The 24,223-nt window shown below is 58.2% G+C and carries 25 protein-coding genes and 2 tRNA genes; 19 read left to right on the forward strand and 8 right to left on the reverse strand.

The features are described from left to right. Positions 1 to 159: 159 nt before the first annotated feature. Together O8B93_RS13415 and O8B93_RS13420 are read right to left on the reverse strand one after the other, a co-directional pair. Positions 160 to 1,443, reverse strand: coding sequence for an O-acetylhomoserine aminocarboxypropyltransferase (locus O8B93_RS13415; protein WP_269710465.1), 1,284 nt, complete (start codon positions 1,441 to 1,443; stop codon positions 160 to 162). Positions 1,444 to 1,516: 73 nt separating this feature from the next. Beyond that, positions 1,517 to 1,951: a CoA-binding protein gene (locus O8B93_RS13420; protein ID WP_269710466.1), complete on the reverse strand. Its 435-nt coding sequence runs from the start codon at positions 1,949 to 1,951 to the stop codon at positions 1,517 to 1,519. 907 nt (positions 1,952 to 2,858) lie between these two features. On the opposite strand from O8B93_RS13420, the gene O8B93_RS13425 reads away from it, so the two are divergent. The 6 genes from O8B93_RS13425 to O8B93_RS13450 all read left to right on the forward strand — a co-directional run bounded on the left by O8B93_RS13425 (position 2,859) and on the right by O8B93_RS13450 (position 7,826). Next, complete coding sequence (locus O8B93_RS13425) at positions 2,859 to 3,695, forward strand: EamA family transporter (protein WP_269710467.1); 837 nt, start codon at positions 2,859 to 2,861, stop codon at positions 3,693 to 3,695. A 252-nt stretch (positions 3,696 to 3,947) separates the two neighbouring features. Then, on the forward strand, positions 3,948 to 4,412 hold the full coding sequence (rplM, locus tag O8B93_RS13430) for a 50S ribosomal protein L13 (RefSeq protein WP_006312738.1): 465 nt from the start codon (positions 3,948 to 3,950) through the stop codon (positions 4,410 to 4,412). Between the two features lie 2 nt (positions 4,413 to 4,414). Next, positions 4,415 to 4,882, forward strand: a complete 468-nt coding sequence (gene rpsI / locus O8B93_RS13435; RefSeq protein WP_003496509.1) for a 30S ribosomal protein S9 — start codon at positions 4,415 to 4,417, stop codon at positions 4,880 to 4,882. Between the two features lie 131 nt (positions 4,883 to 5,013). Next, on the forward strand, positions 5,014 to 5,967 hold the full coding sequence (gene speB, locus O8B93_RS13440; RefSeq protein WP_269710468.1) for an agmatinase: 954 nt from the start codon (positions 5,014 to 5,016) through the stop codon (positions 5,965 to 5,967). 70 nt (positions 5,968 to 6,037) lie between these two features. Beyond that, positions 6,038 to 6,970: an N-acetyl-gamma-glutamyl-phosphate reductase gene (argC, locus tag O8B93_RS13445; protein ID WP_269710469.1), complete on the forward strand. Its 933-nt coding sequence runs from the start codon at positions 6,038 to 6,040 to the stop codon at positions 6,968 to 6,970. 10 nt (positions 6,971 to 6,980) lie between these two features. Then, a complete protein-coding gene (locus O8B93_RS13450) occupies positions 6,981 to 7,826 on the forward strand; it encodes an aminoglycoside phosphotransferase family protein (protein WP_269710470.1) in 846 nt (281 codons plus the stop codon). A 6-nt stretch (positions 7,827 to 7,832) separates the two neighbouring features. On the opposite strand, the gene O8B93_RS13455 is transcribed toward O8B93_RS13450, so the two are convergent. Then, positions 7,833 to 8,936 carry a COX15/CtaA family protein gene (locus O8B93_RS13455; RefSeq protein WP_269710657.1) on the reverse strand — a complete coding sequence of 368 codons (1,104 nt, stop codon included), beginning with the start codon at positions 8,934 to 8,936 and terminating at the stop codon, positions 7,833 to 7,835. Positions 8,937 to 9,079: 143 nt separating this feature from the next. Between O8B93_RS13455 and O8B93_RS13460 the strand changes: the two genes are divergently transcribed. Continuing rightward, positions 9,080 to 9,292, forward strand: a complete 213-nt coding sequence (locus tag O8B93_RS13460; protein ID WP_269710471.1) for a DUF2842 domain-containing protein — start codon at positions 9,080 to 9,082, stop codon at positions 9,290 to 9,292. A 97-nt stretch (positions 9,293 to 9,389) separates the two neighbouring features. Then, entirely contained in the window at positions 9,390 to 10,619 is a 1,230-nt protein-coding gene (gene uppA / locus O8B93_RS13465) for a polysaccharide biosynthesis GNAT family N-acetyltransferase UppA (RefSeq protein ID WP_269710472.1), read from the forward strand. A gap of 18 nt (positions 10,620 to 10,637) precedes the next feature. Here the strand turns inward: uppA and uppB are convergent, their stop codons facing one another. Then, the gene (uppB, locus tag O8B93_RS13470) at positions 10,638 to 12,902 is read right to left on the reverse strand and encodes a polysaccharide biosynthesis protein UppB (protein WP_269710473.1); all 2,265 of its coding nucleotides are present in this window, start codon (positions 12,900 to 12,902) and stop codon (positions 10,638 to 10,640) included. 210 nt (positions 12,903 to 13,112) lie between these two features. Between uppB and uppC the strand changes: the two genes are divergently transcribed. From uppC to O8B93_RS13500, 6 genes are all read left to right on the forward strand, one after another. Continuing rightward, on the forward strand, positions 13,113 to 13,685 hold the full coding sequence (gene uppC, locus O8B93_RS13475) for a polysaccharide export protein UppC (RefSeq protein WP_269710474.1): 573 nt from the start codon (positions 13,113 to 13,115) through the stop codon (positions 13,683 to 13,685). A 16-nt stretch (positions 13,686 to 13,701) separates the two neighbouring features. After that, positions 13,702 to 14,844 carry a polysaccharide biosynthesis type 4 glycosyltransferase UppD gene (uppD, locus tag O8B93_RS13480; RefSeq protein ID WP_269710475.1) on the forward strand — a complete coding sequence of 381 codons (1,143 nt, stop codon included), beginning with the start codon at positions 13,702 to 13,704 and terminating at the stop codon, positions 14,842 to 14,844. 223 nt (positions 14,845 to 15,067) lie between these two features. Beyond that, positions 15,068 to 16,621, forward strand: a complete 1,554-nt coding sequence (uppE, locus tag O8B93_RS13485) for a polysaccharide biosynthesis glycosyltransferase UppE (protein WP_269710476.1) — start codon at positions 15,068 to 15,070, stop codon at positions 16,619 to 16,621. Continuing rightward, positions 16,618 to 17,859 (forward strand): polysaccharide biosynthesis O-antigen ligase family protein UppF, encoded by a 1,242-nt coding sequence (uppF, locus tag O8B93_RS13490; RefSeq protein WP_269710477.1) that lies wholly within the window; start codon positions 16,618 to 16,620, stop codon positions 17,857 to 17,859. The genes uppE and uppF overlap by 4 nt, the downstream gene beginning before the upstream one ends. A gap of 78 nt (positions 17,860 to 17,937) precedes the next feature. Further along, positions 17,938 to 18,087 carry a hypothetical protein gene (locus O8B93_RS13495; RefSeq protein WP_003512607.1) on the forward strand — a complete coding sequence of 50 codons (150 nt, stop codon included), beginning with the start codon at positions 17,938 to 17,940 and terminating at the stop codon, positions 18,085 to 18,087. A gap of 171 nt (positions 18,088 to 18,258) precedes the next feature. Further along, positions 18,259 to 18,900 carry a hypothetical protein gene (locus tag O8B93_RS13500; protein WP_269710478.1) on the forward strand — a complete coding sequence of 214 codons (642 nt, stop codon included), beginning with the start codon at positions 18,259 to 18,261 and terminating at the stop codon, positions 18,898 to 18,900. Positions 18,901 to 18,971: 71 nt separating this feature from the next. Here the strand turns inward: O8B93_RS13500 and O8B93_RS13505 are convergent, their stop codons facing one another. Next, positions 18,972 to 19,508 carry a DUF1269 domain-containing protein gene (locus tag O8B93_RS13505; RefSeq protein WP_269710479.1) on the reverse strand — a complete coding sequence of 179 codons (537 nt, stop codon included), beginning with the start codon at positions 19,506 to 19,508 and terminating at the stop codon, positions 18,972 to 18,974. Positions 19,509 to 19,737: 229 nt separating this feature from the next. On the opposite strand from O8B93_RS13505, the gene O8B93_RS13510 reads away from it, so the two are divergent. The 3 genes from O8B93_RS13510 to O8B93_RS13520 all read left to right on the forward strand — a co-directional run bounded on the left by O8B93_RS13510 (position 19,738) and on the right by O8B93_RS13520 (position 20,638). Then, positions 19,738 to 19,814, forward strand: a tRNA-Pro gene (locus O8B93_RS13510). Positions 19,815 to 19,951: 137 nt separating this feature from the next. Next, positions 19,952 to 20,212, forward strand: coding sequence for a hypothetical protein (locus O8B93_RS13515; protein WP_269710480.1), 261 nt, complete (start codon positions 19,952 to 19,954; stop codon positions 20,210 to 20,212). Between the two features lie 222 nt (positions 20,213 to 20,434). Further along, entirely contained in the window at positions 20,435 to 20,638 is a 204-nt protein-coding gene (locus O8B93_RS13520; protein ID WP_269710481.1) for a hypothetical protein, read from the forward strand. Between the two features lie 206 nt (positions 20,639 to 20,844). Here the strand turns inward: O8B93_RS13520 and O8B93_RS13525 are convergent, their stop codons facing one another. Both O8B93_RS13525 and O8B93_RS13530 read right to left on the reverse strand, forming a co-directional pair. Next, on the reverse strand, positions 20,845 to 21,399 hold the full coding sequence (locus O8B93_RS13525; RefSeq protein WP_269710658.1) for a dual specificity protein phosphatase family protein: 555 nt from the start codon (positions 21,397 to 21,399) through the stop codon (positions 20,845 to 20,847). 137 nt (positions 21,400 to 21,536) lie between these two features. Continuing rightward, positions 21,537 to 22,124, reverse strand: a complete 588-nt coding sequence (locus tag O8B93_RS13530) for a YqaA family protein (protein WP_269710482.1) — start codon at positions 22,122 to 22,124, stop codon at positions 21,537 to 21,539. Between the two features lie 510 nt (positions 22,125 to 22,634). On the opposite strand from O8B93_RS13530, the gene O8B93_RS13535 reads away from it, so the two are divergent. After that, complete coding sequence (locus O8B93_RS13535; protein WP_269710483.1) at positions 22,635 to 23,279, forward strand: exopolysaccharide biosynthesis protein; 645 nt, start codon at positions 22,635 to 22,637, stop codon at positions 23,277 to 23,279. A gap of 5 nt (positions 23,280 to 23,284) precedes the next feature. On the opposite strand, the gene O8B93_RS13540 is transcribed toward O8B93_RS13535, so the two are convergent. Beyond that, positions 23,285 to 23,560 (reverse strand): hypothetical protein, encoded by a 276-nt coding sequence (locus tag O8B93_RS13540; RefSeq protein ID WP_269710484.1) that lies wholly within the window; start codon positions 23,558 to 23,560, stop codon positions 23,285 to 23,287. Between the two features lie 176 nt (positions 23,561 to 23,736). On the opposite strand from O8B93_RS13540, the gene O8B93_RS13545 reads away from it, so the two are divergent. Continuing rightward, positions 23,737 to 23,811, forward strand: a tRNA-Asn gene (locus O8B93_RS13545). Positions 23,812 to 24,223: the final 412 nt, after the last annotated feature.

Consider the following 24,223-nt stretch of genomic DNA (forward strand, 5'->3'; position numbering starts at 1 on the left):
GTGCGCCAGCGAGCCGATGCGCATCGATGCTAATCCCTGCCAACCATAACAATCAAATTCGCTGCCACCGAAAATACCCTGTTTCCAAAGGCTTTCCGGCGGCTGCGTAATTAGAAGTCGGCCGTCATGCGGCTATTCACGCCCGTATGAAGAAACTCATCACACCTTGGCAAATGACTGTTCGAGATCGGCGATGATGTCCTTGACGTCTTCGATGCCGATCGACAGGCGCACCACATCCGGCCCGGCGCCGGCTGCCGTCTGCTGTTCCGGTGTCAGCTGGGCATGGGTGGTGGAGGCCGGGTGGATGACGAGCGAGCGTGTATCGCCGATATTGGCGAGATGGGAGAAAAGCTGCAGCCCTTCCACCAGCGCCTTTCCGCCAGCATAACCGCCCTTCACGCCGAAGGTGAAGACGGAGCCCGCACCCTTCGGCGAATAATGCTGCTGGATGGCGTGGTTATCGCTGTCCTCCAGGCCCGCATAATGGACCCAGCCGACCTTTGGGTGCGCCTTCAGCCATTTCGCGACGGCGAGCGCATTGTCGGAATGGCGCTGAACGCGCAGCGGCAGCGTCTCTATGCCGGTCAGGATCAGGAAGGCGTTGAAGGGCGAGATTGCCGGGCCGAGATCACGCAATCCCAGGACACGGCAGGCGATGGCGAAGGCGAAGTTGCCAAAGGTCTGGTGCAGGACGACGCCGGAATATTCCGGACGCGGCTGCGACAGTGCCGGGAATCTATCCGTCGCCGACCAGTCGAAGGTGCCGCCATCAACAATGATGCCACCCATGGAATTGCCGTGTCCTCCAAGGAATTTCGTCAGCGAATGCAGCACGATGTCAGCGCCATGTTCCAGCGGCCGCAGCAGATAGGGACTTGCCATGGTGTTGTCGACAATGAGCGGCAGGCCGTGACGGTGGGCGACATCGGCAATCGCGGCGATATCGACGAAGGTGCCGCCGGGATTGGCAAGGCTTTCGATGAAGATGGCGCGCGTGCGCTCATCGATCTGCGCCTCGAAGCTTGCCGGATCTGCGGCGTCCGCCCAGCGCACCTGCCAGTCGAAACCCTTGAAGGCGTGGCCGAACTGGTTGATGGAGCCACCATAAAGCTGGCGGGCCGCGACGAAATTATCGCCGGATTGCATGAGCGTATGGAAAACCAGCAATTGCGCCGCGTGACCGGAAGCGACGGCGAGCGCCGCCGTACCGCCTTCGAGCGCCGCCACGCGCTCCTCCAGAACCGCCTGGGTGGGGTTCATGATGCGGGTGTAGATATTGCCGAACTCTTTCAATCCGAACAAGGCGGCGGCGTGATCCGCATCGCGGAAAGCATAGGCCGTCGTCTGATAAATCGGCGTTGCGCGCGCACCGGTAGTAGGATCAGGCTGCGCGCCGGCGTGAACGGCCAGTGTCGAAAATCCAGGATTGTTGCTCGGCATTATGTTTCCTCCATTGGAATTTTGGAGGGATCATAATGCCTTGGCGTCAAATGATAAGTGCAATCCGTACCAACTATCGCGCAATATTGAGACGCGGATACTCAATTGCGGGGCAACGGTCCATCACCACGTCAATGCCATAGGCTTCCGCCTTGGCGGCAGCATTGTCGTCGCGAACGGAAAGCTGGCCCCAGATCACCGATGGCCGGTCGGGCAGCAATATCGCCTCCTCGACAATGGCCGACAAATATTCCGGTGCGCGGAAAACATCGATCATGTCGATCGCCTCAGGGATATCGGCGAGCCTGGCATAGACCTTCTGCCCCAATATCTCCTTGCCCGCCTGGCCGGGATTGACCGGAAAGACGCGATACCCCTTGGACAGCAGAAAGCGCATCACGCCGTGGCTCGGCCTGTCGGGATTGGGTGAAGCACCGAGCAAGGCGATGGTTTTGACGTCAGTCAGAATTTTTCTGAGATAGTCGGGCTCGTAAGTATCATGCTGCATGTCAACTTATCCCTTCTGGAACGTCACCTGATTTGAAGAATACCAGCGCAAGTCCACCATACGAAAACCACGCGAGGATAGCGTCTCCTGCATGATTTCGCGAACACAGCCCCAACATCGGCGATTGCGCCCACCCTTCCAATCTAGGAAGCCTTTCCGTTCTCTTGAACCCCTGCCCGGCCCAAAAATCGCTGCCACGGAGAGTTCAGCGCCCTGCAGCGGCCGCTTGTTGTCCACGCAAAATGATTTCACCAAACACGGGAATTCGGATTGTATTGACTATTTCTGTCCAGTTTTTAAAAACGGCGCAGACAGACCTGAATACCAGCGCAAACAACATTGACGTGCAATTCATGCGCCGTTCGTCTCCTGTTTGTTTTCATTCCGTTCGCAGTTAAATTAGCTATATCTAATTTTCAATAAGTTATGTCGTAAACCAATCAATACCCCAGACTATAACGTTACAGTTCATCATTATGCGAATACATGAAATTTATTTTCAAGAATGTCATCTGCGAATTGATACACCTTCCGCTCAAAATACCCATAGGGGATCAGCGGGAACATTTAGTGAAACAAGTCATATTTTTAGCCCAAAATGTGCCCCTTGGAGGAACGACGAGCCGTGCATCCAGCACTGGTGCCCGCGCCTGATAGATGAAATCCTGAGCAGAACCTTGCATCAAGCCCGCGCAAAATCATTCCTCATTTGCAAAACGTGAACAAAGCGCAAATTTTACGCGTGTAGCAATATCTGCGGCAAGGTGCATCCCGCCCGGGTGGCTTGTGCGGTCGAAAATCGTGTGCATGGGCAATCGGAAAAGGCTTGCTGCCCGCGGGAAATCGATTCCGGTTTTCAAACCAATGCTATAGGTTGCCAAAAGTAGCCGGCGAGCGAGTCTTTATTGTGACATTTGACATTCTTCTTCTGGTGCTCCTCGGCGCGGTGCTGCATGCCGGATGGAATGCGCTGGTCAAATCCGGGTCCGACAAATCGCTGGACGCCTCGCTGATTGCGGCAGGGGCTGCGGCTTGCTCCTTGCCCTTTCTGCCTTTCCTGCCCTTTCCGACGCCGGTGGCCATACCTTTTCTGATTGCCTCGGCCATTCTGCAATTCGCCTATTTCCGCCTTGTCGCCGCCGCCTATACGATCGGCGATATTGGCCTCGTCTATCCCGTCATGCGCGGCGTGGCGCCTTTGATCGTTGCCGCAACGAGCAGCCTGTTTCTCAGCGAGGTGTTAAGCCCGCTCGCACTCGCCGGCATCGCCGTCATTTCCGGCGGCATCCTGACGCTGGCTTTCGAAGCGCGGCGCGGCGGTGGAAAGGCGATCCTGGTCGCCCTTCTCAATGCCTTCGTGATCGCCTCCTACACCTTCGTCGACGGGGTGGGAGCGCGGCTTTCCGGCAATGCGATCTCCTATACGCTGTGGATGTCGCTTCTGCCGCCGGTGCTGCTGTTCGGTTTTGCCTTTTACCAGCGCGGCGTCGGCCCGGTTGCGCAGCACGTTCGGCGCAACTGGTGGCGCGGCCTGATCGGCGGCGGCGGCTCCATTCTGTCCTACGGTCTGGCGCTCTATGCCATGACCAAAGCCCCCGTCGCCGTGGTCGCGGCACTCAGGGAAACCTCCATTCTCTTTGCGCTGGTGATCTCCGTCGTCATCCTGAAGGAACGCGCCAGCATCTGGCGTTATCTCGCCGGCGGCATCATCGCGGCGGGCGTTCTGGTGATGCGGCTCGGCTAAAATGGGTCGATTTAATGGGGTAAAATAATACCCCGCAACTAACATGCTGTTTTAATTCAGTTATTTTTACAGCCCGCAAAATCCGTCATATTGACGCTTTCACGCACACACCGTATAAGCGCGCCAGATCGGATTCCAGCCGGAATAGGGTCATTTGCGGTTGCCTTTAACGGCAACCAAATCAAGCAACAAGAAACGCCCGTATGCTCTTTTATCAAGAGTGTGACGGGTCCACGTTAGAAAGTGAAATCCATGTCTACTTTCGTTCAGAAGCCCGCTGAGGTGGAGAAGAAGTGGATCATCATCGACGCCGAAGGCCTCGTTGTTGGTCGCCTCGCCACCATCGTTGCAACCCGCCTGCGCGGCAAGCACAAGGCTACCTTTACCCCCCACGTTGATGATGGCGACAACGTCATCGTTATCAATGCGGAAAAGGTTGCCTTCACCGGCAAGAAGTATTCCGACAAGAAGTACTACTGGCACACCGGTCACCCGGGTGGCATCAAGGAGCGCACCGCTCGCCAGATCATCGAAGGCCGCTTCCCGGAGCGTGTCGTTGAAAAGGCCATCGAGCGCATGATCCCGCGCGGCCCGCTCGGCCGTCGCCAGATGAAGAACCTGCGCGTTTACGCCGGCTCTAACCACCCGCACGAAGCACAGCAGCCCACCGTTCTCGACGTGGCCGCGCTTAACAAGAAGAACGTAAGGAGCGCCTGATAATGGCCGATCTTTCCTCTCTGAAAGACCTCGCCCCGGCATCGGAAGCTTCGGCTCCCGTGCACGTCCGCAAGGTTGACACCCTCGGCCGCTCCTACGCGACCGGCAAGCGCAAGAACGCCGTAGCCCGCGTATGGGTGAAGGCCGGTTCTGGCAAGATCATCATCAACGGCCGCGATTTCACCACGTATTTCGCACGTCCGGTTCTGCAGATGATCCTCCAGCAGCCGTTGGTCGCAGCTGCCCGTTCGGGTCAGTTCGACATCATTGCAACGGTTGCAGGCGGCGGTCTTTCCGGCCAGGCCGGTGCCGTTCGTCACGGTGTTTCCAAGGCACTCACCTACTTCGAACCGGGCCTGCGCTCCGTTCTGAAGAAGGGTGGCTTCCTGACCCGCGACAGCCGTGTTGTCGAGCGTAAGAAGTACGGTAAGGCCAAGGCCCGCCGTTCGTTCCAGTTCTCCAAGCGTTAATCGCTTATCGGAACAGTTCGTTCAGAACTTCGAAAGGCGGGGCTTCGGCTCCGCCTTTTTTCATGGCTCTCGTCCCTTGTTTTTTCGGCGAGAAGGCAGCACCTTCAACGCAAAACGCGATGGGGTGACATATGCCGGCCAAAACAATCGACCATGCCTTTACCTCGACAACGCTGACTTCGGCCGCGACCGACCCCACCCATGCGGGCGTCCTCTCCTTCATGCGGCGTAAATATACGAAGAATCTCAAGGGCGTTTCGACGGCCGTGTGGGGTATTCCCTTTGACGCGGCAACCTCCAACCGGCCCGGTGCGCGCTTCGGGCCGCAGGCGATCCGCCGCGCCTCGGCGATCTTCGACAATGATCCGCAATATCCCTTCGCTCGCGATCTTTTCGCCCATATGCCGACCATCGATTATGGCGACTGCCTGCTCGACTATGGCAACCACTGGAAAACGCCCGATACGATCGAAAAGGAAGCGCGCAGAATCATCTCCAAGACGGATTATCTGCTGACGCTCGGCGGCGATCACTTCATCACCTGGCCATTGCTGAAAGCGCATGTGGCCAAGCATGGGCGGCTGGCGCTGGTGCAATTCGATGCGCATCAGGACACATGGTTCGATGATGGCAAGCGCATCGACCACGGCTCCTTCGTCGCGCGTGCGGTGCGCGACGGGCTGATAGATCCTGATCGTTCGATCCAGATCGGTATCCGCACCCATGCACCCGACGATTTCGGCATCCGTATTCTCCACGGTTACGAGGTGGAAGAAATGAAGGCGAGTGATATCGCTTCGCTGATCGTCAAGCACACGGGCGGCATGCCGGTCTACCTGACCTTCGATATTGATTGCCTCGATCCCGCCTTCGCACCTGGCACCGGCACACCTGTCGCCGGCGGACCGACCAGCGCCAAAACTCTCTCGGTTCTGCGCGGGCTTGGCCAGCTTGATATTCGCGGTTCTGACGTGGTGGAGGTGGCCCCCGCTTACGACCATGCGGATATTACCGCCATTGCCGGAGCGACCGTTGCAATGTATATGCTTGGCCTGCGTGCCGAACGGCTGGCCAAGGCTGGCTGACAAGCAAAACGGCACTTGCCGAACTGATTCCGAATACCCTTTCAACCCTTTGAAAAGTCAGGACAAGGACATGACAGCGAAGATCTTCATCGATGGCGAACACGGCACCACGGGTCTGCAGATCCGCACGCGCCTTGCCGGTCGCCGCGATATCGAGCTGCTGTCCATTCCAGAGGCCGAGCGCCGCAATGCGGCGATGCGCGAGGATATGCTCAACAACGCCGACATTTCGATCCTCTGCCTGCCGGACGATGCCTCGAAGGAGGCTGTCTCCATGGTGGCCGGCAACAACAATGTCCGCATCATCGACACCTCGACCGCCTATCGCGTCCATCAGGACTGGGCTTATGGCTTTGCCGAAATGGATAAGGAACAGGGCGAAAAGGTTCGTTCCGCCCGCCTCGTCGCCAATCCGGGCTGCTACCCTACCGGCGCGATCGCCCTTCTGCGCCCGCTTCGCACCGCAGGCCTCCTGCCGGACGGTTATCCGGTCAGCGTCAATGCGGTTTCCGGCTACACCGGCGGCGGCAAGCAGATGATCGCGCAGATGGAAGACCAGAGCCGCGATGACGCCATCAGCGCCAATAATTTCCTGTATGGCCTGACGCTCAAGCACAAGCATGTGCCGGAGATGACCATCCACGGCCAGCTCGACCGTGCACCGCTGTTTTCGCCCTCCGTCGGTCGTTTCCCGCAAGGCATGATCGTGCAGGTGCCGCTGTTTGCCGCCGACCTGAAGGAAGGCACGACAATCGAAACGATCCATGCCGCACTGGTGGCCCATTATGCCGGTCAGGACATCGTCAGTGTCGTTCCGCTTGCCGAAAGCAAGGGGCTTTCCCGCATCGATGCGGAAGAACTGGCGGGCAAGGACACGATGAAGCTCTTCGTCTTCGGCACGGAAGGCGGCGAGCACATCAATCTCGTGGCGTTGCTCGACAATCTCGGCAAGGGCGCCTCCGGCGCGGCCGTGCAGAATATGGAACTGATGCTGTCGGCATGAGATTTTTCGCATGAATAATACCACGCCGTCTTTTCCAGCCTCGTGGAATATCGAGGCCGCAAAACGCATCGCCGATACACCGGCCGGCATCGTGTATGAACTGACGCGCAAGGACGGCTCTCTTGCCATTGGCAAGGTTCTGAAAAAGAAGGTGCTTAAAGACAGCCTTCGCGGCGCGGATTTCATCGCATGGCGCGCGGGTATCGGCTGCGTCGAACTGCTCGACCGCTCCGACAATATTCTGCTGATGGAACATGCGGGCACGGAGACCCTTCGCGACGTGCTGTTCCGCGATGGCAACGACGATGCCACCACGGAAATCGCCGCTGAGGTTCTGCTTAGATATCACCAGCCATCAGAGCAGCCGCCGCCGTCCAGCCTGCTAACGCTGCCGCTCTATTTCGAAAGCCTGTTCCGCAAGGCCGAACAGGATCGTTCCGACGGCGTCGACAGCCCCTTTGTCGAGGCAGCAAGGCTTGCGCAGACGCTGATAGATCAGCAGCGGAATATCAAGCCGCTGCATGGCGACCTGCACCATGAGAATATCATGCACAGCGATCGCGGCTGGATCATCATCGACCCGGCCGGCCTGATCGGCGATGCGGCGCTCGATGTCGCCAACATGTTCTCCAATCCGCTCGACCGTTTCGACCTCACCCGCAGCGAAGCACGCATCGCCTCCATGGCAGCGATCTTTTCCCGGACGCTGCAACGGGACGAACGGCTATTGCTGCAATATGCCTTTGCCTATGGCTGCCTTTCGGCCACCTGGCACGAAGAGGACGAAAATGCGGAAGAGCGCGACAACGAACTCGCCGTCGCGGCAACCATCAAGGCAGTGCTGAAACAGTTTTAAGCGCGGTCAGTCCCTGAGTTCGACCGCGACGGGTGCCGGATATTCACCGATGAACCCGCGCCAATGGGCGACAGCAAAACCAAGCACCAGCAGCGCCATGCCCTGATGGGCGAGAGCGACATGGATATCGACATGCATCAGAAGCGTGGTGATGCCGAGTCCCGCCTGAATGGAGATGAGCACGAAGAACAGCACAGCGCGGCGGGCATGCGGCGTGCCGGGCAAGGCACGGGCCATCGACACCATATGCCACAGCGTGGCGGCAAACAGCGTGTAGGCGCCGAGACGGTGGATGAACTGCACCGTCTTCGGATTTTCGAACAGGTTGATCCACCAGGGCTGTTGCAGGAAGAGATCACCCGGCACCAGCGAACCATCCATCAGCGGCCAGGTATTATAGGACAGGCCGGCATTCAGCCCCGCCACCAGCGCGCCGAGATAGATCTGGAACAGACAGAGTACCGTCAGCAGCGCGGCAAAGCCCCTGCCCGTCCGCTCATCCGCCGCATCAGGTGAATGATGCGACAGGCCGCGCAATATCCACATACAGCCCGCGAAGATGAGGCAGGCGATCGTCAGATGGGTGGCGAGGCGATATTGCGAGACATCCGTGCGGTTGACGAGGCCTGATGACACCATCCACCAACCGACGAAGCCCTGGAAACCGCCAAGCGCCAGAAGGCCTACCAGCGGCAGGCGCAGGCGCTTTTCAACGCGGCCGGTGAGCCAGAAGAAGGCAAGCGGGAGGGCAAAGACGAGGCCGATGGTACGGGCAAGCAGGCGATGGGCCCATTCCCACCAGAAAATCGTCTTGAACTCATCAAGCGACATGCCCTTGTTGATTTCCTGATATTGGGGAATGCGCTTGTAGAGCTGGAATTCCTCTTCCCACTCAGCCACGGAAAGCGGCGGTATCGCGCCGTGAATCGGTTTCCATTCCGTGATCGACAGGCCGGATTCGGTGAGCCGCGTGGCGCCGCCGACGAGGACCAGACAGAAGAGCGTGAAAAGCACGACGCGCAGCCAGATGCGCAGCAGGCGGCGGTCTTTTTCCTGTTTCTGCAGGGCGGCCTCCACCACCATGTCCACAGAACCATTTGCCATCGTCATGCCGTTCGAACGCATCTTTCAGGTCTCCCTCATACAGTCATGTTGATTAGCCCCAACCGGCACCACAAAACAAGGCCTCAGGGTTTGCGGCATGCGGTCGCGGCGGTATAGTCCTGCGCAGACATTCAATGATGGAAGATTTCATGCACCCTCGCCTCAGATCGCTTATCGGCACCGTCGTCATCATCTGCCTCGTCGTCGTTTACGCCGTAGCGGCGACGGCCATCGCGTCGGCGACGCTGGCGCAATCGCCCTGGTGGGTGCATCTCGCCTATTTCGTACTGAGCGGCATTCTGTGGATATTGCCAGCGATGCTGATCATCAAATGGATGGCCGGTCCTAAAAAACAGGGCTAATCGCAGGCGACTACGCGACACCCTGAGGTCGCAATTTTATAAACAGATTGTTTGCCGCTCAAGGATATAGTCCGACCGAAACAACCGGAGAGAGTGGATGGTGGCTGAGGGGCCGGTCACAATCAGCGAGGATAAAGCGCCGACCGCCGTGCACAACGAGCGGCGCGGTGCCGATCGTCTGGTGATCGATCTCGTTGACGACGCCAAGTCCATCCGCTCCGACTGGGAACAGCTGGAAAACGACCCGCTCAATTCGCTGCATCAGGGCTTTGGCTGGTGTTCCATCTGGGCGCAAACGCAGGAGAGTGCCCTCCTGACCCTGCGTGGCCGGCAGGACGGCAGGACCATCTTCCTGCTGCCGCTCGAAATCGTGCAGGAAGGCGGTATCCGCAAGGCGCGTTTTCCCGGCGGCCGCTTCAACAATATCAATACCGGGCTTTTCGAACCGGCCTTTGCCGCTCGCGCCGGACAGGAAATCGCCGCGGCGATTGCCCGCGAGGCGCGCAAGCTGCTTGACGGCCGGGCCGATATTCTCGCGCTGCAGAACATCCCGTTGATCTGGCGCGGCAGGACCAGTCCGCTCTCCTATCTGGCCTCCGTCGAAAACCAGAACCCGGCCTTCCAGCTTCCCCTGCTCGACAGTTTCGAAGCCACGCTTCGGCAGGTCAATGCCAAGAGACGACGGAAGAAATTCCGCATCCAGAGCCGCAGGGCGGAGGAAATGGGTGGCTACAGCCATGTGATCGCCCGATCCCCGAAGGAAAAATGCGAATTATTGCAGACATTCTTCCGGCAAAAGGCCACTCGCTTTGCCTCACAGCGCATTCCCGATGTATTTCGCGACCAGTCGGTGAAAGACTTCTTCTACGATCTGGCCAACTTCCAGGAAACGGGCACGGACACTCTGCTGGAGCTGCACGCGATTCGCCTGCGTGGCGCAAATGAAGGCATCATCGCTGCCGTCGCCGGTCTTTCGCGCAAGCAGGATCACATCATCTGCCAGTTCGGTTCGATCGATGAATCTTTTTCAGAACTCAGTCCCGGCGAATTGCTGTTCTGGCTGATGATCGAAAGGGCGTGTCGTGAAAAGGCGGCGATTTTCGATTTCGGTGTGGGCGACCAGCTCTACAAACGCAGCTGGTGCCCGCTTTCCACCGCGCAGCACGATATATTCCTGCCGGTGACGTTGAAGGGCCGGGCAGCGGCTTCCGCCTATGTCGCCATCGCCCGGACGAAGAGCCTGATCAAATCCAATCCGGCGCTTTATGCACTGATCCAGCGTTTTCGCGCCGGGCGGCCAAGAGCGGAAGCCTCGGCCGCCGACTGAGCGGGGTTTCGCGGCCCGTCAGGCGGCGCTCAGATGATCCGGTTTGCGCATCCCGGTCATCGGCAACGCCTGCTCATAGCCCTGTGCCACCAGGTCATCGAGCGTCTTTTCCAGCATCTCACCGTCCTGGCCGGGAACGGAAACGATTATTTCCGCCGGCAGATTGCGCAGCATTTTCTCAAGACTTGCGATCTGCACCGCGCCACACTCGACGAGAACCGTATCATAGGCATCTGACAACGCGCTGAGGATCATCGTCAGACGATCTATGGCGCGCATGGCCTCACGCGGCTGGGCGTTGCCGCGCGGCACGATATGGGCGTCGGACAGCCGGTCTCCGTGAATTGTTTCACCAAAGGCGGCCGCACCGGCCAGAAGGTCCATGACACCGGGAAGCCCGGCTTCGGGTGTCATCAGCCGCGTTGGACAGCCAGACGCCGTCATATCGACGAGAACCACCGACCGGCCCATTTCTGACAAGGCGCGCGCCAGCATCACGGTCGAGGTCGAACCGCTATCACCAGCCGGCGACACGACGGCGGCGACCGGCTTGGCAAGCCGCGTAGCAAGAAAACCCGCAACGGCGTCGATCGAAAAATCGTCCGACGTGTCGATATCCTCTTCTGCCGCCACCTCTCGCGTTGCAACCACCTCCTCTTTTGGCAAGGCCGGTATCGCAGCCATGGTTGTTACAGGCATCTGCGGCTCTTCCTCGGCGACCTTATGGTGCGCCGCGACCGGAATGGCCTGGGGAGCCGGCTGGATTGTCTCGTGACGCGCGGCAATGGGTTGTTCCGGCACGTCCGCGGCCTCATCCGTCTCGGTCCGCGCGCGTGCCGGCGGTGGCGGATCGGAGAGCGGCGGGACCTGGCTGCGGCCCACCGGCTTCAGAGCCCGGCCGGTGAAGAGTTCCACCAGCATGACGACGATGCAGGAGAGCAGAAAGGCTGCGAGCGTCACCACAATGGTGATGGCGCCGGTTTTCGGGAAATAGGGTTCACGCGGTTCCACCGCCGCCGAAATGACACGCGCATCGGCGGGCGTGGAATCCACCGAGCCTGCCCGCGACGTCGCTTCGCGGTAACGGGCGAGATAGGTTTCTAGAAGCTGCCGCTGGGCCGAGGCCTCGCGCTCGAGATCGTTGAGGCCCACCTGCTGCTCGCCGGCCCGCACGCTTTCAGATTTCAGCACGTTCAATTGCTGGACAAGCTGCCGTTCGCGCAGGCGCGATACATTCGCCTCGTTTTCAAGGCTTGCGAGTACCTTGCGTGTCTCTTCCTGAATCTGCCGCTCTATGCCGGAAAGCTGGTTGCGCAGCGCCCTTATGCGGGGATGGCCCTCCAGCAACGAAGAGGAAAGATCGGAAATCTGGCTGCGGATCGTCGTTTCGTTTTCTTTCAGCCTCTGGATCGTCGGAGAGGCGACGACATCGGGGAAGGTATCGAGCGCGCGGCCGCTTGCCAGCGCATTACGCACGCCTTCGGCCCGCGCTTCCGCATTGGCGCGCTCGCCACGGATACGGCCGAGTTCGGTAGAGATGTCGCTGAGCTGGCGGGTGGCAAGCGTTTCGCCCTGCCCGGCCGAAAGGAGATCGGACGAGGCACGATAATCCGCGACCTTACGATCCGCCTCACGCACCTTCTCGCGCAGATTGGCAATTTCCGGCTCCAGCCAGCGTGCCGCTTCCGTGCTGGTATCCAGCTTCGCGCCACTTTGCAGCGAAATATAAGCCTTCATCATCTCATTGGGGATGGCGGCAGCGAGCTTCGGATCTTTCGAGGAAAATTCGACTGTGATGACCCGCGAGCTTTCGACCTGATAGACCTGCAATTTCTCCCGGAAGGCGGTCAGCACCCGCTCCTCGGGCAGAACCTGCAGCGGATCCTTCTTGAGGCCGACCGCGACCAGCAGCTGCGAAACAAAGGAAGGGTGGGCTTCCGGATCGAACTCATCAAGCTCATAAAGCTTCATGTCTTTCGCAACCTGCTTGATGAGGTCGACCGACTGCAGGATCTGCACCTGGCTGGAAACGGTCAATTCATCAAGCACGGGTTCAGCGGGTGCATTGGACTGCTGCGAGGCGCCGAAAGAGGCCGCGCGGGATTCGATGAGCACGCGCGCCTCGCCCTTATAGGCAGGCGACATCATGCTGGCAGCCACGAAGGCGGCGCCCCCGGAGAGAAGGGTAATCGCCGCTATCCGCACCCTGCGTCGCCATATCGCCGCAACAAGTTGCGCAAGGTCGATATCCACATCCCTGTCATCAATGCGATCGCCGTTCATGCAAGCTCCGTAACCGAGACAAACCTCGGGCGCTCAAATATAGATGGCCAATTTTCGCGAAGTTTAAGTCTTGCCGGTAACACAACCGTTAATCTCGGAGAATCCGACGAAATAAAGCCGCTATTATCATCGCTCGCGCCTGATGTTTACCGGCCATTAACCCTAACAGAACGATAAGAATGGTCAAAGATCGACTCGGAGCCAGATGAGATGCCGCTCGCCGGATCACGACATGTCACCGCACTGACGCTTGCCGTTTTGACGGCCCTTTCCGGTTGCGCGGCATATCAACCCGCACCGCGCTCATTTAATGAGGCCGCACTGCAACCCTATCACGTCGATAGCGGTGACAGGCTGCGCATCAACGTTTTCGAACAGGTCGGGCTGACCAATACCTATACCGTCGATCAGGCGGGTTACGTCGCCTTCCCGCTCGTCGGTCAGGTTCCCGCGCGCGGCAAGACGCTGCCGCAGCTCGAAGCCGCCATTGCCGCGAAGCTGCGGCAGGGATATCTGCGCGATCCCGACGTGACCATCGAAATCGACCGTTACCGTCCCGTCTTCATCATGGGTGAAGTGGGTCGTCCCGGCCAATATTCCTATGTGCCGGGCATGACCGTGCAAAACGCCATCGCCATTGCCGGCGGTTTCACTCCGCGCGCCAACCAGGCGGATGTCGACATTACCCGCAAGATCAATGCCGAGGTGATGACCGGCCGCATCGGGATCAGCGCGCCCATTCTGGCGGGCGATACCGTCTATGTACGCGAACGCTTCTTCTGAAAACGGAGCGGTGAACGTGTCGGATGACGGCCCTCCCCTGCGCATCATTCATTGTTTCCGCTCCCCGGTGGGCGGCGTTTTCCGCCATGTGCGCGATCTGATCGAGGAACATGTCAGGCAAGGCCACAAGGTCGGCATCGTCTGCGACAGCTCCACCGGCGGTGCGCACGAGGAACGGCTTTTCGCGCAAATCACCCCGATGCTGGAGCTTGGCCTCACCCGCCTGCCCATCCGCCGGTCGATCAGCCCCGGCGACCTCCTGGCGCTTTGGAAATCCTACAAACACATCAAAAGTTTGCGGCCGGACATTCTGCACGGGCACAGCGCCAAGGGTGGCGCTCTTGCCCGGCTGATCGGCTCACTCCTGCGGGCGAACAGGTATCGCGTAGCCCGCCTCTATTCGCCGCATGGCGGCAGCCTGCATTATGCCCGAAACAGCCTGAAGGGGCAGCTCTTCCTGCGGCTGGAGCGATTTCAGGAGCATTTCACGGATGCGCTCTGTTTCGTCTGCAATTTCGAACAGGAGACTTACGAAGCCAAGGTCGGCAAGCCGCGCACCCGCACCGCTATGATCTATAATGGCGTTCAGGAGAGCGAATTCGAAACCGTCCTTCCCCGCGAAGGTGCCGCCCGTTTCCTCTATATCGGCATGCTGCGTGACCTCAAGGGACCGGATGTTTTCATTAGAGCCTTCGCAAAGATGGAGCGCAACATCGGCCGGCCCATGTCCGGCGTCATCGTCGGCGACGGACCCGACAGGGACAAATATGCGGCGATGATCGACACGGCAGGGCTTTCCCGGCGCATTTCCATGCATGCCGCCATGCCCGCCAGACAGGCCTTCGAACTCGCCACCACGGTGGTGGTGCCTTCCCGCGCGGAAGCCATGCCCTATATCGTTCTGGAAGCGCTTGCGGCGGGAAAAACCGTCATCGCCTCACACGTTGGCGGTATTCCCGAAGTTCTTGGAGAAGACAGCGAGGCGCTTGTTCCGGCCGGTGACGCCGATGCGCTGGCGCGGATCATGGTCAAGGATGCAGAGGATGCCGACTGGGCGCAGCGGGTCATGCCGCGTCCCGACAGCTTCAAGGCGAAATTTTCCACCCCGGTCATGGCCGATGAGATGATGAAGCTCTATCGTGACCTGCTGACGACTTAAAGTCATTTCAGAAACACGATTTTTAATTGTATATTCCAGCCGTCCTGTAGAAATCTATCATAAACGTTTCTTAGCATGTTTCGGCTAGTTTCCAGCTCGTAGAGTCCCCTCTCGTCCATCCAGACGTGACTGGGAGGTTCTACCACTTTGAAGTTGCGTATCGTCCCGTCGAAAATCGAATGCGGCTTTCGGACCGATGCGCTTGATGGTGCGGACCAAAGCAATGACCAAGACTGACAAGGACAGACTGCAATTCGATCTGGCGTCATTGCGCAAGAAACTCTCCGACTACGAAGCCGGGGGGGCTGCGGCATCCGAAACCGTCGTTCTCAATCCGCTTGCGAAGCAGATCGCCAACCAGCTTCGCGCCGGCAACCATTCGCCCAATATGGTGATCGGTCAGTTGCGGCTTCTCGAATTCACGATGCTCGTGGTCATAGCTGCCGTCGTCAACGGCATTGCAGCCGATCGCGGCCTTGAAACCTTCCTCAAGGTTTTCAGCGGTGGCGTGCTGGGTGCGGCACTCTGCGTCTTTCTCCTGCAGGCGGGTGATTGCTATCAGCTTCCCACGCTGCGCACGCCGCTGAAAATGTTCGCCCGCATTCAGGGTGCCGTCTGCCTTTCCTTCGTGGGAATTGCCTGTTTCCTTCTTGTCTTCTTTCCGGAAACGCTGCATTCCTGGCAGGCCTTCGCCATCTGGTATGCGACGGGCGCGATCGCGATTTTCGCTGGTCGGCTGATCCTTGGCTTTGCCATTCGCCACTGGGGCCGCAACGGCGTCATGGAACGCCGCGCCGTCATCGTCGGCGGCGGTGATGCCGCAAGAGACCTGATCCGTTCGCTGGAGCAGCAGTCCGATAACGACATCCGCATCTGCGGCATTTTCGACGACCGGAAAAGCGAGCGGTCTCCCGAGGTCGTCGCCGGTTACCCCAAACTAGGCACCTTTGCGGAGCTGGTGGAGTTCGCCCGCCTGACAAAGCTCGACATGCTGATCATCGCCCTGCCGCTCAGCGCCGAGGCGCGCATTCTCCAGCTTCTGCGCAAGCTGTGGGTGCTGCCGGTCGATATCCGCATTGCCGCCCATGCCAATAAATTGCGCTTCCGCCCGCGCGCCTATTCCCATGTCGGCAAGGTGCCGATGCTCGATGTGTTCGACAAGCCGATCCGCGACTGGGATTCGGTGGCGAAACGGCTGTTCGACATCACCTTCAGCCTCATGGGGATCGCCCTTTTCTGGCCGGTGATGCTGGCTGCGGGAATTGCCGTGAAAACGACCTCCAAAGGCCCGGTCCTCTTCAAGCAGAAGCGTCACGGCTTCAACAATGAAACGATCAATGTCTGGAAGTTCCGCTCCATGTATACGGAACTCAGCGACCCCACGGCGAAAAAGGCCGTCACGAAGAACGATCCGCGCGTCACGCCGGTCGGCCGCTTCCTGCGCAAATCCTCGATGGACGAGTTGCCGCAGCTTTTCAACGTTCTCTACGGCGACCTCTCTCTGGTCGGTCCGCGCCCGCACGCCGTTCACGCGCAGACGGGCGATCTCAAATATACCGAGGTGGTGGAGCATTATTTCGCCCGCCACAAGGTCAAGCCCGGGGTGACGGGCTGGGCGCAGATCAATGGCTGGCGCGGCGAGATCGACCACGGCGACAAGATCAAGTTCCGGACCGAATATGATCTCTATTACATCGAGAACTGGTCGCTGTTTCTCGATCTGAAGATCCTGTTCCTGACGCCGATCCGGCTGCTCAAATCGGAAAATGCCTATTGACCCATACCGGTTACCAGCACACGGCAGATTTTGACGCACCCTTGGCCACCATGCGGCTCATCGGTGCGTTCTTCATCGCGTTCGGTGTGTTTCTCTCCGGTTTCGTGATTTCCGAACCGGCGCCTTACGAGCTGATGATGGTGGGACAGGTGGCCTTGTGGTTCCTGCTCGGCCTTCGCCTTTCGCGCACCGTCGTCCTGCTTTTATGCCTGTTGCTTGCATTCAACGTCGGTGGTTATCTTTCGCTTACCACCATGGCCGATCTGGATGAGGGACCGCTTTATCTCGCCGTCTCGACCTTTCTGGCGCTGACCTCGGTGTTTTATGCGGCAATTGTCGAGGACAAGTACCAGCGGCTTCTCCTGATCTTCCGCGCCTGGCTTGCGGCAGCGCTCATCACATCACTGCTCGGCATCATCGGTTATTTCCATGCCATTCCGGGGTTTGAGGTCTTCACGCTCTACGACCGCGCCAAGGGTGCCTTCCAGGACCCCAACGTCTTTGGTCCCTTTCTGGTGACACCCTCACTTTACCTCATCTATGGGCTTTTGACCGGCAAGGCGATGCATGCGCCCTGGCGCATCTTCGGGCTGCTCATTCTCGCGCTTGGCATTTTCCTGTCGTTTTCACGCGCGGCCTGGGGCCTCTTTCTGTTCGCCACCATTCTCCTCGTCTTCGTCATGCTCCTGAAGGAGCGGACGGCGGCATTCCGCCTGAAAATCCTCGTGCTGTTCCTTGTCGCCGCTGGTCTTATGGTCGCGGCCGTTATCATCGCGCTGCAGTTCAAGCAGGTGGCGGATCTGTTCTCCAGTCGTGCCTCGGCGGTGCAATCTTATGATGGCGGTCATCTCGGGCGTTTTGCCCGCCACTATCTCGGTTTCCTGCTCGCCATGGAACATCCGCTCGGCATTGGCCCGATGGTGTTCGACAATATCTTTCCCGCCGCCGAACATAATATCTGGCTGAAAAGCCTGACCACACATGGCTGGTTCGGTTTCGTCATCTATCTCACCCTCATCTGCTGGACGATTGCCGCCGGTTTCAGACATCTGCTGCGGCCACGTCCCTGGCAATCATTCCTGATCATTTCCTGGGTGACCTTCGTCGGACATGTGATGATCGGCGCCGTCATCGATACCGACCACTGGCGGCATTTCTTCCTGCTGCTCGGCATCTTGTGGGGGTGCATGGCGCTGGAAAAACGCGAGAGCCTGCGCCGCCGTCCACGCGCAGCATAAAGACCTCCCCTTACGGAACCTTACGCCATTTCATGCGTTTAGCCCCCGAATTCTGATTGTCAAACGGGGAGACATCTTATGACGCAGACCAATAATCTCTATTTCATCATCGGCGCACTCCTTGTGGTCCTCGTTGGCCTTGGAGCCTATGTCTGGCACGAAGAGAGCAAGCCGAAGGGGATCGAGATGAATATCGGCCCGAACGGCGTTTCCGTTCAGGAGAATTAAGCCGCAAGCGTCGCGCAAAGTCCGGCCTTTAAGACCGGGTGCATCCCAAGCCGAAATACGGCCTGGATGCACCCGGTCTTCTTATGAGAGGAGACGAAAGGCGGGAACGATTTCCGCCGAGCCGGTTCGATACGAATGATGCGTATCGCCCGATCATGGACACAGCTAGTTATGGTCTCCTCCATCGACCTTTCCACGCGCCTGACTGCCACCAGACTGGCCCTCAAGGCCATCAAGGACCAGGACGACAATTCCGCCGCCCAATCCACTTCCACGCGGACAGCACTCCTCGGCTCCTATGGGCTCGACAGCTCCTCTTCCACCAATACCAGGCTGGCACAGCTTCTGGCGCAATATGGCCAGGCTTCCGGCGACGACACGCAGACCGAGGTCACGGATACGCAGCCTTCCTCCGGCGACATCACCAAGGCCGATTTCATGAAAGGGCTGAAGGGAATGTTGGAGGAGTTGAGCAAGGACCCGGGCAAGGCGTCGCAGGCCAACGCCATGCTGGAGGCCTTGAAGGCCGGCACGCTCATCGTCTCCGATCCCGCCGAGGGTGTACAGATCAAGGCCTGGGATGCGGCATCTGATACAGAAACCACCTCCAAACCTTCGACTGAGATCACCACGACTGGATGGAGCGACTTTCTGAAGGAACATCTGAAACGCGACGGCTCGACCTATGCCAAGAGCGCCAACGGTGCCTATGTCGACACCATCTCCGGCGACAATGCGTTTTTCGGCGGCGTCGGCAGCCGTTATTATTATCTCACCTGGCCACAGGCGAAAAACGGCACCCTGACCGTCTGATATACGGTTGAGGCACCCCTGAACGGATTGCTGCGACATGAACCATGCCGCAGCGTTGTTGCTTTTCTCATTCAGATGGCTGGCGCGGCAGCAGGTTCGCCTCCGCCGGACAGTGCCTTTTGCAGCTGCGCCTCCTGCGCCGGCGACAGCGAGGTCTTGATGACGCGCCCGCGCAGGCCCTCCAGTTCCGCCAGCACCTTTTCCGGCTGCACCTTGCGGACCAGCACGAAGAGCGCCGAAGAGCCATTCGGAATGGTCTCACCCAGCGACTTGATGAAATCGTCATCGATGCCGAAATCCGTGAGCGAACCCGCAAGTGCACCAGTACCGGCGCCAATCGCGCCACCAATAGCGAAACCCGCCAGCGGATTGAGGAACAGCAGACCGACGAGACCGCCCCATAGACCGCCGGACAGGAAACCGGAGCTTGCGCCGATCGCCGTCAGATTGACGCTCTGCTTCAGATGCACCTTGCCGTTTTCATCGCGGACGACGACCACGGCATCCTCCAGATCGACGAGATATTCCTTTCTCAGGCCTGCAAGTTTCAGAAGGACCCGATCGGCCTCTTCCGTTCCGTCAAAACCAACAACGACGAGTTCGGACATGGTTGTCTCCCTGAGTTTGAATTCCGTTGCGATTGAACGCCAAACAAGGTGGCTTGTTCCGACCATGATGGGAAGAGGATATGTCATGCGTTTGACGGCGGTTCATCCAGAGGACACATTGCCCCTTTCCAGCCCTCTCCCGCCATCCACACTCTTTGTTCCTTTTTTTATGAAAAGACCATTTTCCGCTTGCGCCCTAACAGGCTTATATATAAACGGCTTTCAGGTTCGGAGCGTAGCGCAGCCCGGTAGCGCACTTGACTGGGGGTCAAGGGGTCGTGGGTTCGAATCCCGCCGCTCCGACCATTAAAATCAGATAGATAGCCAGTTCCCCCAGAGCTGGCTATATTTGTTTCAGCTCTCTGTAGCTGGCGCTATGCGCGAATTGAAAACACCCGTTTCGGGTGTGCATTTTTCCAAGCCTGATAATTAGGTGTGCTGAGATGGCCAAAAACCCAAAAATAGAACACTCGGAATTCTCGGGCGAGTTTGAGGATGACGGCATCACCGTTCTCGTTGATATTTACCGGCCAGCAGGCACCCAGCAAGACTGGACGCTCGAGGTTATCAGCGAGCACGACGATGTCACCACCTGGGACGAGCCTTTCGCGACCGACAAGGACGCCTGGGAAGAATTCCTGGCCACCTGTGAGAAAGACGGGATTCGCAGCTTTCTGGACGGCGAAGATCCATCGGTTCATTGAGGGTATCTGGCGACACCAAACCTTAGAGCTTGGGCTCAGGCTCAGTCCCCGCTCCCGACATTGGCTCCATCGGCCTTTTTTTGCTGAGGCGTTCTCCGGTTAAATCCCCGAAAATATTCGCTCAATTTTAACCTGGCCGACCGTGGAAGGACGGCGCGCATTGCCTTGTTGACTCTCTGCTAAAATTAGAACATTTAGTGAACAAAAGAGAGGTCATCCACTATGTCCGACGCTGAAAAAATCATCCCCATCAGGCCTGACGACATCGCGGGATACGTTATCCAGTGCCATGACGGCGACGCGAAGGCGGCCGTCGAGGCCCTTCTCGGCGAAATCGAGCATTTGCAGGACCAGCTTTCCCTTGCCGTCGCCATCATGGGAAAAGGATATACACGCGGGTGGAAGCCGGGAACGGGGCGAGACTAAAATCCCGTCTCCGCAGCCGGCCCCTGGCAGGCTCCCTGAAGCGGGCACGGCGGCATGAAGCCGGTTACGCGTTCAGGCAAAAGCCCCCGCCTGTCGGCGTTAGGCCGCAGGACGAAGGGGCAATTTCGGGGCTGCATAACCGCTAACTGGACTTAGGGATAAAGCAGGGCGTCGGCATCAACTGTGACGCAGGCTCGAAGCCGTGCTTAATATTCGTTGGATGCGATGGCGAAGTCGTCGATGATCGGCATTTTTTCAGCGTTTTCCCAAGTGCGGTCCATGGCGTAGGCTGCGGAAAGATAGGGAATGCCGACATGTCCATAACGAATGGAGAGCTGGCTTTCCGCTTCTTTTTCACCGAGACGTGCCACGCGGCTGAGATAGAGCGCCGTCGCAAGGCCCGTTCTGTCCGCGCCGGATTTGCAATGGATGAGAATGGGTTTCGGCGCATCGCGCATGATCGCAACCAGCTGGTTAACCTGATTCATATTCAGTTCCCGGCTGGCCGACATGCCGAAATCGATGTGGTTCAGGCCGAGCTTCTTCGACGTTTCCACCTCGTCGCGATACCAGCTCTCCGCTTCGTTGGAACCGCGCAGATTGATCACGGTCTTGATTCCGTGATCCTCGGTGTAACGAACCAGTTCTTCACTGCTGGGCTGGTTGGAGCGATAAAACTGCCCCGCGACAACCTCGTGAAAATTGCCCAGAAGCTGAATGGCATAGAGGTAACCGCCTGCCGCAAGCACAGCAAAACCCATGCCCCAAAGCGAGCACTTCCAGAATCTTCTCATAATAAAACGGTTCCCTCATTGGACGAGAGAACGGATACATGTAGATTCTGACAGTAAGCTGAAAGATATGCGACAGTATTGTAAGAGTGGAAATTTGCGCTTGATCAACGCACGAAAACGTAAACCGCATAGACCGCGATGAGTGCGGCAGCGGCAGCGGCCGTTATGGCGCCGAGACGTTTTTCGATGAAATGGCGCACCGATTCCCCGTATCGCTGCAGCAATCCGGCGAGGATGAAAAAGCGCGCGCCGCGCGCGACGATGGCCGAAACAATGAACAGGCCGAGGCTGATATTGGCCGCACCGGAGAGGATCGTCACGACCTTGATGGGCGGCAGATGCGCGAGCCCCGAGGTCACCAGCAGAAGAACGATGGTTTCGTAGTTCACGGAGTTTTTCAATTGCTCGAAGCTGTCGAGCTTGCCGTAAAATTCGAGAATGGGCCGGGCGATGCTTTCAAAGGCATAATGGCCGAGAAACCAGCCGGCAATGCCGCCGAGAACCGAAGCGACGGTTGCCACCAAGGCATAAAACATCGCCTTTTTCGGCTTGGCCAGCACCATGGGCAGGAAAAGCACATCCGCAGGCACGACGAAAACCGAGCTTTCCACGAAAGCGACGATCGCCAGCCACCACACGGCGGTTTTGCGCGCCGCGAGCGCCATCGTCCAGGCATAGATGTTTTTCAGCATTTCGTGTCCCCGGGAAAGAATGTTGCGAAGGCGGTGCAGGCATATCGGTGGTGTTTCATGCGGTTTGCCGATGGCAGACCGTGGGCCGGTGCGACCGACTCCCGCACGAGGATTAGAGACAACGCAACAGAATGGCAAATGTTGGAAGATTTATTTTTGCATCGCAAAAAATCATAAAGCCGAGCATTTCCCGCCGCCTCTGAGGGCAGTTGCTGCAATGCGAAATTTCAGCCTGCGGTAGATTAACTCGCCCTTTTGCTGTAGAATGAGAGGTGGAGGAATGAGGAGGAAGTTATCATGGAATATGTAAGCTTCGTTACATCAATCAATCCGGTCATACTTGTCATATTGCTGGTGGTTCTTCTCGCAGGTGCCTACAGCAGTTGGGTTTCGCACTGATCACACCGGGACCACTCGACCAAATGTGAAGGCCGCGTTTCTATCGGTGATAGGCATCGGGCCGGATGAATGTTATCAACCCCGGAGGTAAAACAACTCCCGGGAAGCCGCATGACGAACGAATTCGCATTCACTGACACGTCTGAAAAGCTCAGCACGACGCTTGAAAAGCTGATAGGAAAGCTGCAGGGCCAGACGATCACGTTGCGCGAGTTGATGGAAGCAATCGGCGAACAGGGCCTGTTGCTTATCTGCGCGATTGCCTCCCTGCCATTTCTCATTCCGGTTTCCATTCCGGGCGTCAGCACGGTTTTCGGTGCGGCGATCATCCTTGTCAGCCTCGCAATCACGCTGAACCGCCTGCCATGGCTGCCGGCAAAAATCCTCGACCGCCAGATGGAAACGGCAAAGCTTGTTCCCGCGCTGCAGAAAGGCGTCGCCATCGTCTCCAAGCTCGACGGGTATATCCGCCCGCGCATTCCTGCCCTGACGACGGGCATCGTCGCCAACCGGATAAATGGACTCGCACTGATGACGGCGGGCGTGCTGCTGATGATGCCGCTTGGCTTCATTCCCTTTTCCAACACATTGCCTGGTGTCGCGATCCTGCTTCTTTCGGCCGGCATGATCCAGAGGGACGGCGTCACCGTGCTCGGCGGTTATCTGTTTCTGGGACTGACGGCGATTTATTTTACCGCGCTGGCCTATGCCGCCTTTTGGGCCGGACAGGGCATCAGTAGCTCCATCGGCGGCTAAGGCCCTCAGCGCTCCCTATTACGGGTCTCGCGGCGGTTCTGCCGCGATGCCCACCACACCGCCAGCCGCCGCCGCCTGCGGCGCACCGCCGGCAAATCATGCGAGAGCACGATGAGACCGAGCGGAATCATCCAGAAACCGAGAATGGGTAAGAACCCAAGCGTCCCGCCCACCACCAGAGCGGAACCGGTGGCGATCCTACCGACGCGCGAACGCGGCATGGCAAGGCTCCATTTTCCGAGGTTGAGGCGACCCGTTCTGTGGTCCATGCCGAATTTCATTCGCTACTGCCCTTTTTCACCTGGCCTGTGGATAATTTTTTCAATGCCGATAAGCCCGGAAAATCGGGACTCCGGCGAGATAAAACAAGAGGAATGCGTTTTTTTTGAAAAAACCGCTTGGCAAATCGGAAAAGCATTTGTATTACCCCGCTCACACCGCGCCAAGCGGCGTACGTTCCCTGGTAGCTCAGCGGTAGAGCATTCGACTGTTAATCGACAGGTCGCCGGTTCGAATCCGGCCCGGGGAGCCACTTTTCTACGAATGAGAAAAGTAACATACCGCTAAATCCCTTCATGCCGATCCGCTTACATATTTCATACTCGCAACACTGCGCTCTTTACTGCTTTGTCGGCTGAATTCCGTTTGCGCGTGGAAAACGGACAAAGTCAGAAGATGTTTCAAAATAAATGCTGAAAAATTCCCTTGGAAGCATCTGGCAAGACCGGCAGTAGATTTCTGGTCGCCTTTTTTCGCGTGCTCATGCGCATCAGCTTCGCGATAACGGAGATACCACTTTGCTCTTCTCATCGTGGTTACGGCGCCGCGCTCCGCTGTTAGCGGACATAATGTGTTCAGCCGGGGTTCAGCCCGACAATCCCACTCTAAGTACATGGAACTTGAGCAGATCAGGGCGCGTTAAAGTCGCTCATTGGGAGACGAGA

This window comes from Martinezella rhizogenes, from assembly GCF_027460065.1.
Lineage (GTDB): Bacteria > Pseudomonadota > Alphaproteobacteria > Rhizobiales > Rhizobiaceae > Agrobacterium > Agrobacterium rhizogenes_C.